General features: G+C 33.4%; 18 protein-coding genes. 14 read left to right on the top strand and 4 right to left on the bottom strand.

Annotated elements, in window-relative coordinates:
- Positions 1-28: 28 nt before the first annotated feature.
- The 11 genes from GSY47_RS21770 to GSY47_RS21720 all read left to right on the top strand — a co-directional run bounded on the left by GSY47_RS21770 (position 29) and on the right by GSY47_RS21720 (position 11270).
- Positions 29-1009, top strand: a complete 981-nt coding sequence (locus GSY47_RS21770; protein WP_246611374.1) for a PorP/SprF family type IX secretion system membrane protein — start codon at positions 29-31, stop codon at positions 1007-1009.
- 164 nt (positions 1010-1173) lie between these two features.
- Positions 1174-2265: a sensor histidine kinase gene (locus GSY47_RS21765; RefSeq protein WP_179003857.1), complete on the top strand. Its 1092-nt coding sequence runs from the start codon at positions 1174-1176 to the stop codon at positions 2263-2265.
- Positions 2262-2951: a LytR/AlgR family response regulator transcription factor gene (locus tag GSY47_RS21760; RefSeq protein ID WP_219071532.1), complete on the top strand. Its 690-nt coding sequence runs from the start codon at positions 2262-2264 to the stop codon at positions 2949-2951. The genes GSY47_RS21765 and GSY47_RS21760 overlap by 4 nt, the downstream gene beginning before the upstream one ends.
- A 166-nt stretch (positions 2952-3117) precedes the next feature.
- Positions 3118-3870 (top strand): dioxygenase family protein, encoded by a 753-nt coding sequence (locus GSY47_RS21755; protein ID WP_179003855.1) that lies wholly within the window; start codon positions 3118-3120, stop codon positions 3868-3870.
- A gap of 19 nt (positions 3871-3889) precedes the next feature.
- Positions 3890-4594, top strand: a complete 705-nt coding sequence (locus GSY47_RS21750) for a pirin family protein (RefSeq protein WP_179003854.1) — start codon at positions 3890-3892, stop codon at positions 4592-4594.
- Positions 4591-5097 (top strand): hypothetical protein, encoded by a 507-nt coding sequence (locus GSY47_RS21745; RefSeq protein ID WP_179003853.1) that lies wholly within the window; start codon positions 4591-4593, stop codon positions 5095-5097. The genes GSY47_RS21750 and GSY47_RS21745 overlap by 4 nt, the downstream gene beginning before the upstream one ends.
- A gap of 261 nt (positions 5098-5358) precedes the next feature.
- On the top strand, positions 5359-6546 hold the full coding sequence (locus GSY47_RS21740; protein WP_179003852.1) for a phosphoglycerate kinase: 1188 nt from the start codon (positions 5359-5361) through the stop codon (positions 6544-6546).
- Positions 6547-6656: 110 nt separating this feature from the next.
- A complete protein-coding gene (locus GSY47_RS21735) occupies positions 6657-8462 on the top strand; it encodes a LysM peptidoglycan-binding domain-containing protein (RefSeq protein WP_179003851.1) in 1806 nt (601 codons plus the stop codon).
- A 47-nt stretch (positions 8463-8509) separates the two neighbouring features.
- Positions 8510-9478, top strand: coding sequence for a DUF4837 family protein (locus tag GSY47_RS21730; RefSeq protein ID WP_179003850.1), 969 nt, complete (start codon positions 8510-8512; stop codon positions 9476-9478).
- Between the two features lie 448 nt (positions 9479-9926).
- Positions 9927-10571, top strand: a complete 645-nt coding sequence (locus GSY47_RS21725; RefSeq protein WP_179003849.1) for a DUF1579 domain-containing protein — start codon at positions 9927-9929, stop codon at positions 10569-10571.
- Positions 10572-10820: 249 nt separating this feature from the next.
- Positions 10821-11270, top strand: a complete 450-nt coding sequence (locus tag GSY47_RS21720; RefSeq protein WP_179003848.1) for a GNAT family N-acetyltransferase — start codon at positions 10821-10823, stop codon at positions 11268-11270.
- Positions 11271-11619: 349 nt separating this feature from the next.
- Here the strand turns inward: GSY47_RS21720 and GSY47_RS21715 are convergent, their stop codons facing one another.
- The 3 genes from GSY47_RS21715 to rnpA all read right to left on the bottom strand — a co-directional run bounded on the left by GSY47_RS21715 (position 11620) and on the right by rnpA (position 14577).
- Entirely contained in the window at positions 11620-13257 is a 1638-nt protein-coding gene (locus GSY47_RS21715; protein ID WP_179003847.1) for a S41 family peptidase, read from the bottom strand.
- Between the two features lie 2 nt (positions 13258-13259).
- A complete protein-coding gene (locus tag GSY47_RS21710; protein WP_179003846.1) occupies positions 13260-14102 on the bottom strand; it encodes a DUF4349 domain-containing protein in 843 nt (280 codons plus the stop codon).
- A 70-nt stretch (positions 14103-14172) separates the two neighbouring features.
- Positions 14173-14577 (bottom strand): ribonuclease P protein component, encoded by a 405-nt coding sequence (gene rnpA, locus GSY47_RS21705; RefSeq protein ID WP_179003845.1) that lies wholly within the window; start codon positions 14575-14577, stop codon positions 14173-14175.
- A 125-nt stretch (positions 14578-14702) separates the two neighbouring features.
- Here rnpA and GSY47_RS21700 point away from each other — a divergent pair, with 125 nt between their 5' ends.
- The 3 genes from GSY47_RS21700 to GSY47_RS21690 all read left to right on the top strand — a co-directional run bounded on the left by GSY47_RS21700 (position 14703) and on the right by GSY47_RS21690 (position 17298).
- Complete coding sequence (locus GSY47_RS21700; protein ID WP_179003844.1) at positions 14703-15449, top strand: lysophospholipid acyltransferase family protein; 747 nt, start codon at positions 14703-14705, stop codon at positions 15447-15449.
- 44 nt (positions 15450-15493) lie between these two features.
- Entirely contained in the window at positions 15494-16486 is a 993-nt protein-coding gene (locus GSY47_RS21695; RefSeq protein ID WP_179003843.1) for an acyl-ACP desaturase, read from the top strand.
- Positions 16487-16644: 158 nt separating this feature from the next.
- Positions 16645-17298: an HD domain-containing protein gene (locus GSY47_RS21690; RefSeq protein WP_179003842.1), complete on the top strand. Its 654-nt coding sequence runs from the start codon at positions 16645-16647 to the stop codon at positions 17296-17298.
- 51 nt (positions 17299-17349) lie between these two features.
- Here the strand turns inward: GSY47_RS21690 and GSY47_RS21685 are convergent, their stop codons facing one another.
- Positions 17350-18306: an alpha/beta fold hydrolase gene (locus tag GSY47_RS21685; protein ID WP_179003841.1), complete on the bottom strand. Its 957-nt coding sequence runs from the start codon at positions 18304-18306 to the stop codon at positions 17350-17352.
- Between the last annotated feature and the right edge of the window lie 182 nt (positions 18307-18488).

Genomic DNA, 18488 nt, shown 5'->3' with positions numbered 1-18488 from the left:
AATGATGTTATCTAAAAAAATTATTACAATGAAAAAGTTTATTTTATCCTTAGTACTCATGGCTGTAACAACAAGTTACAGCCAAGAGTTAAACCTACCAGTGTTTACGCAGTATTTAGCTGATAACCCTTTTATTCTTTCGCCTGCTTATGCGGGTATTGGAGACAACCTCCGAATTAGAGCCAATGGTTTAACGCAGTGGGTCGGAATTAAAGATGCGCCAGATAACCAATCATTGTATGCAGATTTTCGTGTCCTAGATCGTTCTGGGGTTGGTATTTCGTTGTATAACGATAGCAATGGTAATACAAGACAAACCGGAGCTAAAGTTTCGTTTGCTCACCACCTTATTTTAGATTATTATTCTGAAAAATATCTATCATTTGGTATTTCATATAACTTCAATAGTTTTCGTTTAGAAACAGGAAACTTTACTGGAGATGTGAATGGTGTTCCAGTACCTTTAGATCCTTCGATTACCGACAATCGTTACAATTCAAATAATAACTTTGACATTAGTGCTTTGTATCGTCATAAAGGATTTTATCTTAGTTTTAATGCCAACAACGTTTTGAAGAAAAATACAGATAAGTACAGAGGAGTAGAGCCAGATTTGCTTTCAAACTTTCAGGTATATTCTGGATTTACTTTTAGAGACGGAGAAAATAGACGTATAGAATATGAACCATCCGTTTTCTTGCAGTATTTTGCAAGTGACCAACGTTCTACAACCGATTTTAACTTTAAATACAGACGTTACAATCGTTACGAAGATTATTATTGGATCGGAGTTTCATACCGTTTCTTAAATGACCAGTTTCCAAAGCCATTAGCAATGGGACCAATGGCTGGTTTTATGAAATCAAAATTCTATTTTGCTTACTCTTACCAGTTAATGTTTAACGGTCTTGGTACTTACAATTCAGGAACACATTCAATTACAATTGGATTTGATTTCTTACAATCTATCAGTAACTGTCCTTGTACGCAGAGTCCAGTTCACGATTAATCGTCAAATAACGATTATATTGTAAGCCCGAAAAAGGCTATCATTTTAAAGCGAGTCGCAACATTAGGTGTTTTTACCGCAATAATTTGAAATAAAGCTGCAATAACATTAAATTTGAGTTTTATCGTTTTGTTTTTCAAAAAGGTATAAACCAAATTTGAACCATGAAAGCAAAATTTTCATTTTATGCGAAACACATAGTATTGTGCCTCGCTTTTTTATTTTTGCCGTACGCATTTACGTCAACCAATACCGTTTTTTCATTACCGCATTTGTACACCGATGCGCATGACAGGATTTACTTCTTTATCTATTTCACGCTTCTTTGTTTTTTTTACTTCAACTATTATTATTTAATTCCGAAACTTTACTTTTCAGATAAAAAGCTTCTGTACTATTTAATCGTAATCGTTTTTCTTTTATTCTTTCTTTGGATTTCAACTGTTTTGGATCATCCAAGCCGAAACTTTTTAGATTTCGAATACCATTCAGGAAAGTTTGCCGGTCATCCTAAACCATTTGATGGAAGATTTCCACCACCTCCGCATGGGAATTACCCCATGTCTTTTGGATTTAAGGGAGGACCACCAACTCAATACGGGCATACGACACTTGTATATCTAATTGGCGTAGCTACCAGTCTGCTTTTTGCTATTTCTGGAAGACTGCAGAGTGTGGAGAAAGAAAAAGTAAAATCTGAATTAGCCTTTTTAAAAGCACAAATTAATCCGCATTTCTTGTTTAATACATTGAATAGTATTTATGCGCTTGCCTTAAAAAAAGATGACAAAACACCAGATGCTGTGGTGCAATTGTCCGAGCTAATGCGTTACATTATGGTCAATTCTAATGATGAGGTTATCGATTTAACCAAAGAAATCAATTACATCAGCAATTTTATTTCTCTTCAAAAAACACGTTTAGGAAATACAGTAAATATCAATTATTCAGTAGTAGGAAGCACACACGGAAAAGTAATAACACCGCTTATTTTAATTTCTTTTATAGAAAATGCTTTCAAATATGGTGTGAATCCCGATCAGACTTCCGAAATTTATATTAAAATTGATATTGAAGAAGAAATACTAACTTTATACGTTTCTAATAAAAAGACATTCTCAGTTCAATCTGATTCTGGTATTGGACTTCAGAATACAGTGGAAAGATTAAAGTTGGTATATCCTAACAAACATGCTTTAATGATTGAAGATACAGCAGAAAAGTATGTCGTAAATTTGAGCGTTAAAATACGATGATAAAAGCAATAGCCTTAGATGACGAGCCATTAGCATTAGAAATCCTTCAGAGTTTATGTGATACTATTGATTACATAGATTTGGAACGGACTTTTACAAAATCGGATGAAGCATTTAAATATCTAAAAAAATACCCTGTCGATCTGCTCTTTCTGGATATCAACATGCCATCGATTTCTGGATTAGATTTTTATAAAAAACTACCGCACAAAACCATGGTCATTTTTACAACATCTTATTCTGAATTTGCTGTTGAAGGTTTTACATTAAGCGCAACCGATTATTTATTAAAACCAATTTCCCTTTCAAGATTTCAACTCGCAGCCGAAAAAGCGTATTCGCAATGGAAACTGCAAAACCAAAACATCGAGCAACAGTATCTTTTCATTCGTGCCGATTACAGTCTTATTAAAATCTTATTTTCGGATATCTTGTATATTGAAGGTTTGGATGATTATGTAAAGATTCATATCAAAGATCAAAAAACGGTTGTTGCACGTATGACCTTAAAAGCAATCATTCAAAAATTGCCTGAGACTGAATTTGTGCGTGTACATCGTTCCTTTATTATTCCCATTTCCAAAGTTTCTAAAATAAGAAACAAAATCATTTACATTGATCAGGTCGAAATTCCAATTAGTGCAAGTTACGAAGAAGCTTTTTTTACTCTTTTCGAAGGGAAATGATTAAATTTTTGAAAGAGAATTTTATTACAAAAAAATATATTTCATCTGTTTACCTCATAAATTATAACGTTTACCTCAAACTTTTTACAACGTCTCAATTTCCAATAATTTTACTTCAAAATAACTGTTAATCATTTCATTGAATAACATTTAAAAAGACAAAAAAATGGAAAGAAAAGAATTTTTAAGAGGCTTGGGTTTAGTAGGAATTGGTACTTTGGCCATTCCAATTATAAACGCATGCAGTAAAGATGGTGACTCATCAGAGGCATCAACTGGAACAGATTCAGGTTCAAGTTCAGGGTCTGGATCATCTTCAAGCAGCTGTTCGGTAACACCATCAGAAACCGCAGGTCCATTTCCAACCATTACACCATCATCTTTGGTAAAATCAAATATTGTGATGGATAGAACTGGAGTGGCTTTTACTATTAAAATCACAATCAAAAATACCAAAGCAAGTTGTGCTGTACTAAAAGACGCGATTGTCGATATTTGGCATTGCGATAAAGATGGATATTATTCAGAATACGGAGGAACATCAATGCAGTCTGTCAATTATACTTCTTATCACTTTTTAAGAGGAAGACAAACTACAGACGAAAATGGCTTGGTAACTTTTACGTCTATTTTTCCAGGATGGTATTCAGGTCGTGCCACTCATATTCACGTTCATATTTACAATGCAAGCGGTACTTCTTTATTGGTAACACAAATTGCATTTCCAGAAGGAACCAATAGTGCAGTGGCTACAGTAAACGCATCAACGGCAAATGGTTATACCAAAGGATTGTCTGGTTACACTTATAATGCGTCTGACAATGTGTTCTCTGATTCAGTGGCAAATGAATTAGGAACAGTTACAGGAAGTATCAGTGAAGGGTATGTTCTAACGCATACGATCAACGTTGCAAGTTAGTTTTTTAAAATAGTTTACCATGATAGCGCAGATTCAAGCCCAAATTTATAAGTCCGATTTAAGAGGCGTTTTCAATTCAGGAAAACACAATTGTTTTGCGACTTTTAATTTTGAACAATATCAGGATTTATCTAGAAATGCATTTGGATCGTTAAAAATTTTGAATGAGGTAATATTGGCACCACAGCAACGCATTACCCGACTTATAAAATCAAAAACAAATGTCATTATTCTGCCTCTGTTTGGCGGAATCGAATATAAAGATAGTATTGGCAATGCTGAGTTTTTGCGTGTAGATCAAATTCGGGTTCTCGCCGCTGATGACGAATTAAATGTTGAAATCTTTAATCCTTATGATAATGAAAATGTGAGTTATCTCGAAATCGAATTTGATATGGGAAAACAGTATTTCAAGAACTATTTCCAACAGTATAAATTTGATTTTAGTTTACATAACAAACTTTATTCTTTGTTTGAAGTGGAAAGAGCACTTGGATTTATCGGAATATACGATGGAAGAAAACACGGATCGTTTACTTTGAGAAATTCCAAAAATGGTGTTTTTGTTTTTGTACTCAACGGTGCTTTTGAAGTAGAAGACCGACTTTTGGAAGCCAAAGACGGATTAGCTTTAAGGGAAACTAGTAAAATTGAATGGGAAGCTCTTTCAGAAAATGCCATTATAATGGTGATAGAAGTTCCATTAAAAGCACTTAATTCATGAAAATCACCAGAATAAAATTGGCTTATCGTATTATTATAGATAATTCGTCCTCTTCTTTGTGGGATAAATATGTTTTTGAAGATACATTCAAAGAATACCAGATGCAGAGCCAGCAGTTCAATTCAAGAACAAGTCCGAAGAATACCTTTCGAGAATTACTGAGTGAAAACGAAAAAGCAAAACAGCTGCATTTCTTAACAGGAATCGCGGCGAGCGGTTATGTGGAACAATTAAAAGGAAATTTTCATCGTGTTACAGATGTTTTAGGTAACAACTATTTTCCTTTTCTCAATTATCAGTTGGACATTATAAATACAGATATAACCGATATATCCAAACACAAAATTGGAATTACTTTTTACACGCCTTTATTAAATTATTTCGGAATTATTGAAGGAAATTATTTGGTTTCTAAAAACGTTGAAAGTCAAAACGAATATGAAACCATCATGTTTCCAGTTCAGAACAATTTGTCTATTTGTTTTATTCAGACAGAAGACTAATTCATCGTCCAAAAACAAAAAATAAATCCTAATTCATTTTTTGCCTTTCCTGTTTTTCTGTTGACAGGAAAGGTTTTTTTATAAAAGGCAGTATTGAATTGTGGTCTAAAATTGTTTTTATTCTTAAATAAACCATTTTTTTTGTAAATTTATAACGTTTTCGTTCTTTTTCTTGCTTCTTTTTTAGTTTATTCGAATTTATTACAAGTCTAAAAGTCCTATATTTGTTTTTCTTTCTAAAAAAAACTAAAAATTATCAAGATGAAAACTTTAAACGATTTCGATTTTAAAAATAAAAAAGCAATTATCCGTGTAGACTTTAATGTGCCGTTGGATGAGAATTTTAATGTAACGGATACTACACGTATTGAAGCAGCAAAACCAACTATTGATGCTATTTTAGCACAAGGCGGAAGTGTAATCTTAATGTCGCATTTAGGAAGACCAAAAGGTGCAGAGGAAAAATACTCTTTAAAACATATTTTAAAAACAGCTTCTGAAATTTTAGGAGTTGAAGTTAAGTTTGCTGAAAACTGTATTGGAGAGCCAGCTCAGACAGCTGCTAAAAACTTACAGCCAGGTGAAGTTCTTTTATTAGAAAATTTACGTTTCCACGCTGAAGAAGAAGAAGGAAATGTTGTTTTTGCTAAAGAATTAGCTTCTCTTGGAGATATTTATGTAAACGATGCATTTGGTACAGCTCATAGAGCGCACGCATCGACTACAATCATTGCACAGTTTTTCGAAAACAAAAAATGTTTCGGAACATTATTGGCTAAAGAAATAGACAGTTTAAACAAAGTTCTTAAAAACAGTGAAAAACCTGTAACAGCTGTTCTTGGTGGTTCTAAGGTTTCGTCTAAAATCACGGTTATAGAAAATATCTTAGATAAAGTAGATCACATGATTATTGGTGGAGGTATGACATTTACTTTCATTAAAGCACAAGGTGGAAAAATTGGTGAATCAATCTGCGAAGATGACAAACTAGATTTAGCTTTAGAAATCTTAAGATTAGCAAAAGAGAAAAATGTTCAAGTTCATATTCCGGTTGATGTTGTTGCTGCAGATGATTTCTCAAACACAGCAAACACTCAGATTGTAGATGTAACTGCAATTCCTGACGGATGGCAAGGTTTGGATGCAGGTCCAAAATCTTTGGAGAACTTCAAAAAAGTAATTTTAGAGTCTAAAACAATTCTTTGGAATGGTCCATTAGGCGTTTTTGAAATGGAAACTTTCTCTAAAGGAACAATCGCATTAGGAGATTATATTGCAGAAGCTACTGCAAACGGAGCATTTTCATTAGTAGGAGGAGGAGATTCTGTTGCTGCTGTAAAACAGTTCGGATTTGAAGATAAAATGAGCTACGTTTCTACTGGTGGCGGGGCTATGCTTGAAATGTTAGAGGGAAGAATTTTACCTGGTATCGCTGCGATTCTAGACTAAAATATCACAATTAACATTTTTTTAATTAGTTTTCTTCGATAAAGGGTTTATTTTTGCAAAAGTACACTTCTCGTAATTATTTGAATTACAGAATTTTAAAATAATGTTATATGATTGTAAGGAAAATATCAATAGTGGTTTCTGCTTTCTTTACGATGGCTGCCTTTTCACAAGAAACAGCATCAACTTTAGAAAGTAAACCAGAAGTTAAGTTAACATATTTAGATTCTATTAAAAGTACATTCAAAAGAAACGATCTAGCTTCAAAAGTAGATAGTTTATGGATGAACGAATTAGTAAGTTTGGATATTTATGACGACCTGACCAAAGACATTCAAACCATCAACAAAGACGTTACTGTTGATCAAGAACTGCCGACCGAATTGCTAAAACAGCGTTTGGCAGCGATGAATGAGAAATCACCTTTTGAGATTGAATACAATCAAGGTTTAGAAAATATAATAAAGTCATTTCTTAAGAACCGTAAAAAATCGTTTTCTCGATTAATGGCTTTATCAGAATATTATTTCCCAATCTTTGAGGAGTCTTTTGCAAAAAGCAATGTTCCTTTGGAAATAAAATATTTAGCCGTTGTAGAATCTGCTTTAAATCCTAAAGCAGTTTCTAAAATGGGCGCCACGGGACTTTGGCAGTTTATGTATGGAACCGGAAAACAATACGCTTTAAAAATCGATTCGTATATTGACGAGAGAAGCGACCCTCTTAAAGCTACTGCTGCCTGTTCTGAATACATGACCAAGATGTTCAATATTTTTGGTGACTGGGAACTGGTTTTAGCATCTTACAACTCAGGACCAGGAAATGTTACTAAAGCAATTCGTCGTTCTGGCGGAAAAACCAAATACTGGGACATCCGTAATTACCTTCCAAAAGAAACTCAAGGTTATGTTCCCGCTTTCTTAGCAACAATGTATCTTTTTGAATATCATAAAGAACACGGAATTAACCCAGAAAGAGCTGTCGTTAAAAACTTTGAAACCGATACGATAGCAATCAAAAATCAAATGTCTTTCAAACAGATTGCCGATTTGTTAGACATGCCACAATCTCAGATTCAGCTTTTAAATCCATCTTATAAAATGAATGTGGTTCCTTATTATCAAGGAGAACAGCATTTTATCAGACTTCCAAAAGATAAAATCGCAACTTTTGTTTCCAATGAAGAACAGATTTATGCTTATGTGAAACATGATACAGAGTTTCGATCGACTTCTTCAAGACTGGCTGTGAAATATGCTCCAAAAGCAAAACCAGCTGCGACAAAACCAGCAGCAGTTGAGAAAGGGGATTTCGAATTTTATAAAGTTAGAAAAGGAGATAATTTAGGAGCAATTGCAGCTAAATATGATGTGAGTATTTCAGAAATTAAAAAATGGAATAACTTGAAAACTAATGCAGTAGCAATTGGAAGAAGCTTAAAAATTAAATCTGAAGAGGAAGCTCCTGTTAAGACAATTCCTGCTGTAGATAGAGAACAAGCTGTTGCATCTGCAGAAAATAAAGAGAAAACAGCTGTAGATATGGACTATGTTGTGGTAGCTGGAGATAATTTAGGCAGCATTGCAAAGAAATTCGGTACGACTATTGCGGAGTTAAAAGAACTTAACAATTTAACTTCAAATAACATTGGTTTAGGAAAAACATTAATTATTTCTAAAGCAGCAATAGTGATAGAAGAGCCGGCTTCAACAGCAATTGCATCAAACTCGGTTGATACATTCAAGAAAAAAGCAACTTCTAAAAACGTTAGTGAAGATTATTACGTTAAAAAAGGAGATTCTTTATACAGCATTTCTAAAAAATATCCTGGAGTAACCATTTCAGATATAAAAAAATGGAATGACATTAAAGATGAAGATATTAAACCGGGAATGAAACTTAAAATAAACGGATAAAAGAAAAATCTTATTTAAATTTGGGTTTTATTTCATAAATTAAGAAAATGAATAAAACCCATTTTTTATTGCTATTACTTCCGTTTTTATTGATTTCTTGTCTTAAAGGAGGAAAACAAGATGAATCTGTTTCTGGAAAACCCAATACTATTTCAATTATTATTGATGATCAATTATGGTATGGAGAAGTAGGTGATAGTATTCGAAATAAATTTGCTTCACCGGTTCTAGGACTTACACAAGAAGAACCACTTTTTACCATCAACCAATATCCAGCGCGTCTGCTGGAAGGATTTGTGACTGACAGCCGAAGTATTATCGTGGTTAAAAAAACAACGGCCGAAAAATTCGAAATCATTCACAGTAAAACATTACCCCACAATACTTTCCGTATATACGAAAAATCAATCGATGATCTTATCTGTAGCATCGAACAAAACTCTGCGGAAATAATTAGGCAGATTCGCAATGCCGAAATTGAAAAAGTGCAGGAAGATAACCGCAAGTCACTTTTGAATCCAGCAATTATCAAGAATAAATTCCACATGAATATTCAGATTCCAACAGGATATGAATATATGTTGCACAAAAAGAATTTTATCTGGCTGAAAAAAGAGATTATTAGTGGTAATACAAGTTTACTGGTTTATCAAATACCATTGCATAATTTTGAAAAAAGGAAAGATATCGTCAATTCCATAGTACGCATGCGCGATTCTGTCGGACGCTACATAAAAGGTCGTGAACCCAATACGCCTATGATTACGAGCGAAGCTTATGCACCTTATTTTTCAAAAGTAACTTTAGATGGCAAAGAAGCTTTTGAAACCAAAGGAACTTGGGAATTAAAGAACGATTTTATGGCAGGTCCTTTTATCAATTATGCTATTGTAGATAAAATGTATAACCGTCTTTTGGTTATTGAAGGTTTTTGTTATTCACCATCCAATCAAGAACGAGATTTAATGCTGGAGCTAGAAGCCATTATCAAATCGGTTAAAGTGGAGAAGAGGTAGTTTTTTCTTATCCGTAAAGTTCGCAAGGTTTTACGCAAAGAACTCAAAGATATTTTTTACCACTAATTTCACTAATTACGCCAATTCATAGTTTTAAATTATAAAAAAAATTTGTGCTAATTTGTGTAATTTGTGGCAAAAGCAAAAAGAGAAAATCCCTTTAATCTGTGTGAAAAACCACCGCGCTCTTTGCGATTAATTTTAACCGCAATCCCGATAGCTATCGGGAGCTAAGATATACACAAAGTTCGCAAAGCTTAAAAAACTTTGCGAACTTTACTTTTATATAATGACAAATAACTTAGCGTGCTTTGCGTAAAACCCTAGCGCTCTTTGCGGTTAAACAAACATTCGCATAAACGTAAAACATCAAAGCTGAAACCAAAAACAAAACATTTTAATATATTTCTTACTTTTGTTTTTGTAACAAACATAAAAACAAATAGTTATGAAAAAATTAACCGCAACAGTAGTATTGTTTGTAATGTGTTTTATTTCTTGTAAAAAAGAAGTAAAAACCGAAACAGTAACCGAACCAAAAGTTTCAGACAGCATTAAAACAGAAGAGTCAGTAGTCGAAAAACCAGCAGACTCTGCAGCAGTAGCCAAAGCATGGCAAGATTTTGCAACTCCGGGCGAACCTCATAAATTAATGGCTGATGAAGTAGGAACATGGAATTGTGAAATGACCTTTTGGTATGAACCAAATGGAAAACCCGAAAAAGCATCCTCAGTGGCGACCATCAAAATGATTTTAGGCGGACGTTATCAAGAAGCAAATTATGTCGGAAAAATAATGGGCGCTCCGTTTGAAGGTAAAAGTACATTGGCTTTCAATAATGCAAGTAAAGAATACACCTCTATTTTTATTGATAACATGGGAACCGGAATGATGGTTGGAATTGGTAAATATGACGAAAGTACAAAAAGTGTCGAATTCAAAGGAGAATTTGTAGATCCAGCCACCGCAAAAAAATCATCTTACCGGGAAGTTTATACCATTGTAGATCCAAAAACACGAAAAATGGAAATGTACGATACAAAAAATGGTACAGAATATAAAAGCATGGAAATTCTAATGAAGAAGAAGTAATTTTTTTCAGCCACAAAGGCGCTAAGGCATAAAGGTTTTGTTTCAGTTCTTAACGAAACTTGTATTTGTGTCTTAGCGCCTTTTATATTTTCAGTTGAAAATAAAACTTAACTTTGCGTCTTAGTGCCTTTGTGGCAGATTTGTGCCTTAGTAGAAAAAAACTTAGCGACTTTGTGATTTTGCAAGATTCAAACGCAATCTTAAGAATAACTTTGTGCCTTAGCGCCTTCGTGGCAAAAAAACAGCGAAATGTTAAAATGGAAAATAAAGCCTTTTGAGGCATTAAATGTAAACGAACTATACGATGTGCTCAGATTGCGAAGTGAAATCTTTGTAGTAGAGCAAAACTGCGTTTATTTGGATCTTGACGGCAAAGACAAGAAAGCTTTACATTTAATTGGAGAATATGAAGGCAAAATTGTGGCCTATTCCCGTTTATTCGATGCTGGTATTTCATTTGATAATGCTTCAATCGGAAGGGTAGTTGTTGATGCCAATTACAGAGACAGAAAATGGGGACACGAATTAATGCGAGAAGCTATTGCAGGTATTAAATCCAACTTTGGAAAAGACAAAATAACGATTGGAGCACAATTATATCTAAAGAAGTTTTACGAAAGCCACGGTTTTGTACAGACAAGCGAAATGTATTTAGAAGATGATATTCCGCACATTGAGATGATACGGGAGCTATGCTAAAAAAATAAGCAGAATATTCTTTTATTTTTTGAAATCATATAAAATATAAAAGAGAAAAACATCACATTGAAAAAATTTACCCTAATCTGATATTTTAATAACTTTTATTGGATGTATTAAAACTAATAGGTTGGTATTTTTGATGTTAGATTATTTTAGTAAAAGCTATAATTTTTTTTAACATAAGCTAACTATACCAAAACCATTGTTTTTTGAAAGCCGCTTGGAAAGTATTTCTTAGTGGCTTTTTTATTGCTTTTGTCGCGAAGGCATTAGTCGCAAAGTTTAATTAATCCTAAAATGAGAAAGAATACCCTTTGCGTCTTAGTGCCTTCGCGGCAACCATTCTCTACATTTTTAAAATCGTTTTATATTCTGTCTGGTTATTTAATACACTTACAGCTCTTTTAATTTCTGAATTGTTTTTGATGTAAAACTGATACAAACCTTCCTGATATTGGTATCTCTTAATTAGTTCTTCCTGAATCATGTTTTTGATTTCTTTTTGGTTTTTATCCAATAAAGTCGTTTCGCTTTTTTCTAAAGCCGCTAATAATTGCTGATATTCGGGAGCAATAGTTTCGTCAATTTTTTCATTTTTTGCTGCGGCTAATGTATTTTTCAAAGCCACTTCGGTTTCTGTATCAAATGTGATTTTGTTGGTTTTCAAATATTGCTTGAAAGCAGCATAATCTGTATCTGTGATGGTTGGAATTTTATCTCCAAGATTTGGGTTTTTATAATAATACGTTGTTGCATAATCAAAAACGCCATCATTTTTAATCAAAGCTGTTGCGATTGCACTAGTTTTAGTTTCTTCCAATTCGATATCTGGTAAAACGCCGCCACCGTCATAAACCGTTCTTCCTTTTCGAGTTTTAAAAGCGTTAAAGTTTTTAGCATCCGTTTTTGTTGCAACTCCGTTTTTGTCTTTATGTGCATAATCCAAAGCTTGAATACATCTGCCCGAAGGCGTATAATATCTCGAAATAGTCACTTTTAATTGCGTTCCATAAGTCAGATCAACAGAACGTTGTACCAAACCTTTTCCGAAACTTCTGCTGCCTAAAACCACGGCGCGATCCAAATCCTGTAAAGCACCGGAAACAATTTCAGATGCCGAAGCACTTCTTCCGTTTACTAAAATCGCTAACGGAATTTGAGTGTCGACTGGTTCTTTTTGTGTTTTATAAGTGTTGTTGTGTTTTTCGATTCGGGATTTTGTCGTTACAATAACTTCATTCTTTGGAACAAATAAATTACAGATATCAATGGCTTCGTTTAGTAATCCTCCAGGGTTTCCTCTTAAATCTAAAACGATTTGTGTTGCGCCGTCTGCTTTTAATTTCTCTAAAGCTTCTTTTACTTCGTTTGAAGCTTTTCTGCTAAAATGTGCCAAAACTATATATCCGGTTTTATCATCAATTTTTCCGTAAAAAGGAACCGATTTAATATCGACTTCATCCAAAACTAAAACAGTAGTATTAGGTTTTCCCTGACGCAGGTATTTGATATTGATTTTAGTGTTTTTTGTTCCTTTTAATAATTGAGAAGCATCGTCTTTAAAATCGGCAATCAAAACATCGCCAATCTGGATAATTTCGTCGCCCGCTTTTAATCCGGCTTTGTCAGCAGGATAATTTTTGTAAGGTTCGCGAACAACCAAACGGTCTTTTTTTCTGGAAATCAAAGCACCGATTCCTGTGTATTCTCCTGTATTATTGATTTTGAAGTTGACAACATCCTGTTCGTTAAAATAAACCGTGTACGGATCAAGACTTGCCAGCATGCTTTTAATGGCTTTATCCATCAAATCCCCTGGATTGGTATCGTCTACATAATTCGTATTTACGGCCTTGAATAAGGTTGTGAAAATCTCAATCTGTTTGGCAATTTCAAAGAAATCTTCTTTAAAACTGGTTCCCACAAACAACATTCCCGCCGCAGCGACTGGTATAATAAATTTCTTTTTGAAATACGGATACATGATTATTCTTTTTTTCTTCTTTTTAATCTTCTTCTAATAAAATAGGCAAATACTACAATTAAAATTACAAACGGCCAGGCACTTAATAAAGAAAGCAATAAATCGGATAAAGTATAGAATCCTGATTTAACTGCGTTCCAAATTTTGGAACCGTATGATATTTTAACGCCTTCTTTTTCGGCAATTGTTTTATAAAATTCTATGGTGATCGTGCTTTCAGAAACACGGCTTTCTAAATATTTCAGCTGACCTTCCTTGGCTTCAATTTCTTCACGAATGGTTGAAATCTGTTCTTCAATTTCTAAAATTTCGCTGACTTTGTTTGCTTTCTTTAAAATTTCAAGATAACGTTCTTCTAGTTTTTTCTTGGTCTTTAGCCTTGAAGTCAGATCAATAAATTGTTCTGTAACATCTTGAGCAGAAATATTTTTAACCTCAAAATAAGAAACACCTTTGGAGACATCATTTATAAAACGGTCAAAATTCTGGCTTGGTACTTTTATAGTAAGATTTCTAAAAAGTGTGGCAAAATCTTTTCCTTCAGAATCGTTTATAATTCTTGCTTTACTATTCGAAACGGCTTTTTGAATTTGACTGAATGAATTTTCTAAATTATCAGTTTCGAATTTTAAAGTCGCTTCTTTTATGATTTTTTGCTCGATTTGTTCTTTCTCTTTTGGAACTGGCGGAGCTTTTGGATCTGCACTTTTTTCATAAGAATCCGAACTGCTTTTTGGAGGAAGCTGGACTGTTGCGATAGCATAATTTTCTTCTGCTGAAGCCGAAGATTTACTACAACCTAAAAGAATTAAAACCAAAACCAATAAAAAGAAAAGTCGACGCATAAAATTTCAATTTAGAGCTAAAACTACGATTTTTTTGTCTAATTTGATTATTAATCTTACGTTTTGGGATTTACGATTCGGTTTTCTGTTCAGAATCCTGTGTTTTGTTTATCTGAGCAGTAAACTTCTCAAATAACTGAATCGTTTTGGTGTTGATTTCATCGTAAGATAATCGGTCTTTGGTCTGATAAAAAAGCATAATCGAATATTTTTCATTTAGATTATCCAAAAGCAAATGTTTGTTCAAACGATAGGTTTCTCTTAAAACTCTTTTGAAATAATTGCGGTCAACAGCTTTCTTGAAATATTTCTTGGAAACCGAAACACCAATTTTAGTCTGTTCTTCTGAATTTTCTTCCGCTTGACGGTAAACCAAACGAAGCGGGTATTTGGAAACCGATTTTCCTTCAGAAAACAGTAATCCAATAGTGGTTTTGCTTTTTAAACGCTCGTTTTTAGGGTATTTGAAGTTCATTTAATTCAGAAAAGATTTGCAAATTCTGCGACAAAGGTACAATTAAACCAGAAAATCGGTTATTGTTTTCAATTTTAATAAGTCTAAAAATATATTTACTACTTTTGCGCATTAATTTTTGAAGCATGGAAAAAATTATTTCTTATCCAATATCGGTAATTTATTATTTATTATTTGGTTTATGTTTGGTTGTTTTTCACCCAATTCAGTGGATTTGCTTAAATTTATTCGGATATCAGGCACACAAGAAAAGTGTAGATTATCTGAATTTCTGTCTTCTAAAATGTACAAATTTAGTAGGGACAAGATATACAGTGAAAGGTGTAGACACAATTCCGAAAGGTGCTCCGATTATTTTTGTGGCAAATCATCAAAGTATGTACGATATCGTGGCAATGATTTGGTACTTTAGACGTTTTCATTGTAAATTTGTAAGTAAGAAGGAATTAGGAAGCGGAATTCCGAGTGTTTCTTATAATCTGAAACACGGAGGATCTGTCTTAATTGACCGTAAAGACCCTAAACAAGCGATACCAGTTATCAAAGGCTTGTCTGAATATATCGAAAAACACACAAGATCTGCCGTTATTTTTCCAGAAGGAACAAGAAGCAAAACGGGTAAACCAAAAGAATTCGCTCAAAGCGGTTTAAAAATTTTATGCAAATACGCACCATCTGCGTATGTTGTACCAGTAAGTATTAATAATTCCTGGAAAATAGTAAAGTATGGAATGTTTCCAGTTGGTTTAGGAAACCATTTGACATTTACGGCGCACCAGGCTTTGGCTGTAAAAGACTATAAGTTTGAAGAGTTGATGGAAATTACTGAGAAAGCAGTTAAAGAAGGAATAAATGAGTATAAACAGGTTTAGGTTTTAGTCCGAGCTACAACGTAAACTCAAATTTAAAATAAGTAATGTCTATAAAAAACATTAGATTAGAAGTAATGCAGTTTTTGGAAAAAAACGTGGATAGCTTCGTTGAACAGTATTTAATTCCAGTGGAAAAAATTTGGCAACCGTCGGATTTTTTACCAAATTCTGAAGGAGAAAATTTCTTTGAGGAGGTAAAAGAATTACGCGAAATTGCTAAAGAATTACCATACGATTTCTGGGTTACGCTTGTGGGTGATACAATCACCGAAGAAGCTTTGCCTACATATGAGTCTTGGTTAATGGATGTAGAAGGAGTAGATCAGGTAGAAAATGGTGGTAATGGTTGGTCTAAATGGATCCGTCAATGGACCGGAGAAGAAAACCGCCACGGAGATCTTTTAAATAAATACTTGTATTTGTCTGGTCGTGTAAACATGCGTGAAATCGAAATGACGACACAGCATTTGATCAACGACGGTTTTGATATTGGAACTGGAACTGACCCGTACAAAAACTTTGTATACACTAGTTTTCAGGAATTAGCCACTTATGTATCTCACAATAGAGTATCGCAGATTGCAAAGAAATTTGGAGATAATAAATTGTCTAAAATGTGTAAAATGATTGCAGGTGACGAAATGCGTCATCATCATGCATATAGTGAATTTGTTACCAGAATTTTCCAGGTTGATCCTAGCGAAATGATGTTGGCTTTTCAATACATGATGAAGCAAAAAATCGTTATGCCAGCTCACTTTTTAAGAGAATCTGGACAAAAAATCAGCACTGCTTTTGAGCAGTTTTCAGATTCTGCACAGCGTATTGGTGTTTATACAGCAACAGATTATGTAGATATCATGCAGAAATTAATGAACAAATGGGAGATTGATAAAATTTCTAATTTGACTGATGAAGCAGAAAAAGCACGTGATTATTTAATGAAATTACCTGCACGTATGGCTAAAATCTCTGAGAGAATTGTGATTCCAAAAGAATCGCACATCTTTAAATGGGTAGAACCTGCTAGACTTTAAAATTTTAGATTTCTGATCTTAGATTTTAGATTAGAATTTGGGATTTTAGAACTTGGAACTTAAAACGCAACATTGTTGCTTTATGATATATTTGTTGATTGTTGAAGGTTTTATAATCTTTAACAATCAACTTTTTTTTAAACTGTAAAAACTTCTGTATGAGTACTTCAGAATTGATTATTAAAACCATTGCTTTTGTAAAAGAAAAACTAAATGATGCTGAAGGCGGACACGATTGGTTTCATATTGAACGTGTATACAAAAATGCTCTTCTGATTGCAAAAGATACAGCATGTGATCTTACAGTGGTTCAATTAGGAGCTTTATTACACGACATTGCCGATAGTAAGTTTCATAACGGAGACGAAACTATTGGACCAAAAACAGCAAGAGTGTTTTTAGAAGCAGAAAATGTTTCGGAGGAGATAATTGCTCATGTTGTCAATATCATTGAAAATATCTCCTATAAAGGTGGAAATTTCGAAAGAAAGTTCTCTTCTGTCGAATTGGATATTGTACAAGATGCTGATCGATTGGATGCTATTGGTGCAATTGGAGTAGCAAGAGCTTTTAATTACGGCGGATTTAAGAACAGAGCGTTGTACAATCCAGAAATTGCTCCAGTAACCAATATGACAAAAGAGGAGTACAAAAAGAATAATGCTCCAACTATAAATCATTTCTACGAAAAGCTTTTACTCTTAAAAGATAAAATGAATACCGAAAAAGGAAAAGAAATTGCTGCAGAAAGACATCGTTTTATGGAATCTTTTCTAGCGCAGTTTTATGCAGAATGGGAAGGAATTAAGTAAAAAGTGTTCAGGATTTAGTTTTCAGTCTCAGTCTCAGTGTTCAGACTTGATTTAGTTTTTCTTCTTGTTTCTTTTATCTTTTAACTCTATTTTCTTAACAAATGCTTGAACAGTATTTTTAAACTCTTTGTTTTTTTCAAAATACAAAATATGTCCACCATCAATTATTTTTACTTCCTGATTTGGAAAGAGGAATGATTTATAATGCTCTGGACCAATATTGTTGTCTTTTGTGCCGGTTATGATAAGTGTTGGAACTTTAATGAGAGCGGTTTCTTTTGTAAAATCACTAAAATAAACAGGACTAATTAAAGCATGTTGTGCAAAAGCAGAGTTTCTTTTTTGGCTGTTATCAAGCTTGTCCAGTTTTTCAACGTTTGTTTTATTGTCAGACAGTATTTTATAATTCAGGTCTGTTTTACTGAGACGCTTTTTAGCTTCAAAAAAAGTATCTATTACAGAATCACTGTTTTGAAAAGGAATGTCTTCGTCAATTGTTTTGCTGATAAAAGAAATTTGATTGCGTAAAGAATAATTAATATCCAGAGTAGCATTCAGAAGTATTAAGCCTTTTACATGTTCCGGATACTTTTCTGCATATTTAGTTGCCAAGATACCGCCAAAGGAATGTCCCATCACAAAAACTTTGGGAACATTAAGATACAAACGAATATCTTCAATATCATCAATCATGCGATCGAGACTATAATTATTATTTTTTGAGGATTGAGATCGTCCGCATCCTCTTTGATCATAGTAACACATTTTTAATTTATCTTCGAGAACATTGCCGCCAAGCTCCTCAAAAGATTTGCTCCATGCTCCAGGACCACCATGTACAAAAATACAAACTTCTCCTTTTCTTGAAACTTTTAGAAATAATGGCACTCCATCTGAGCTTACAATAGTGCTGTCGTTTGTCTTTTTGATTTCTGCGTTTTGTTGAGAGAATCCGTTATATCCCATACAAAAGATTAAAAAAGCAAATAAGATTGTTTTTGGTTTCATTTTAAAAGTGGTTTTTATATAATCAAAAACATGTTAGTCTTTGCTAAATTAAAATTAAAACAGCAGACTAAAAATTAAATACTATATTTTGAACCACAATAATTTAGAATGCAAGAAGAGAAGTTTTTATTATGAATAGTAAAAGGGTATAAATAAAATCATAGAAATTTAGTAATTCTATC

Origin of the sequence: Flavobacterium quisquiliarum (assembly GCF_019308285.1) — a bacterium.
Classification (GTDB): domain Bacteria; phylum Bacteroidota; class Bacteroidia; order Flavobacteriales; family Flavobacteriaceae; genus Flavobacterium; species Flavobacterium quisquiliarum.
Note: the sequence above shows the minus strand (reverse complement) of the source record. Positions and strands in the feature narration are given on the sequence as shown.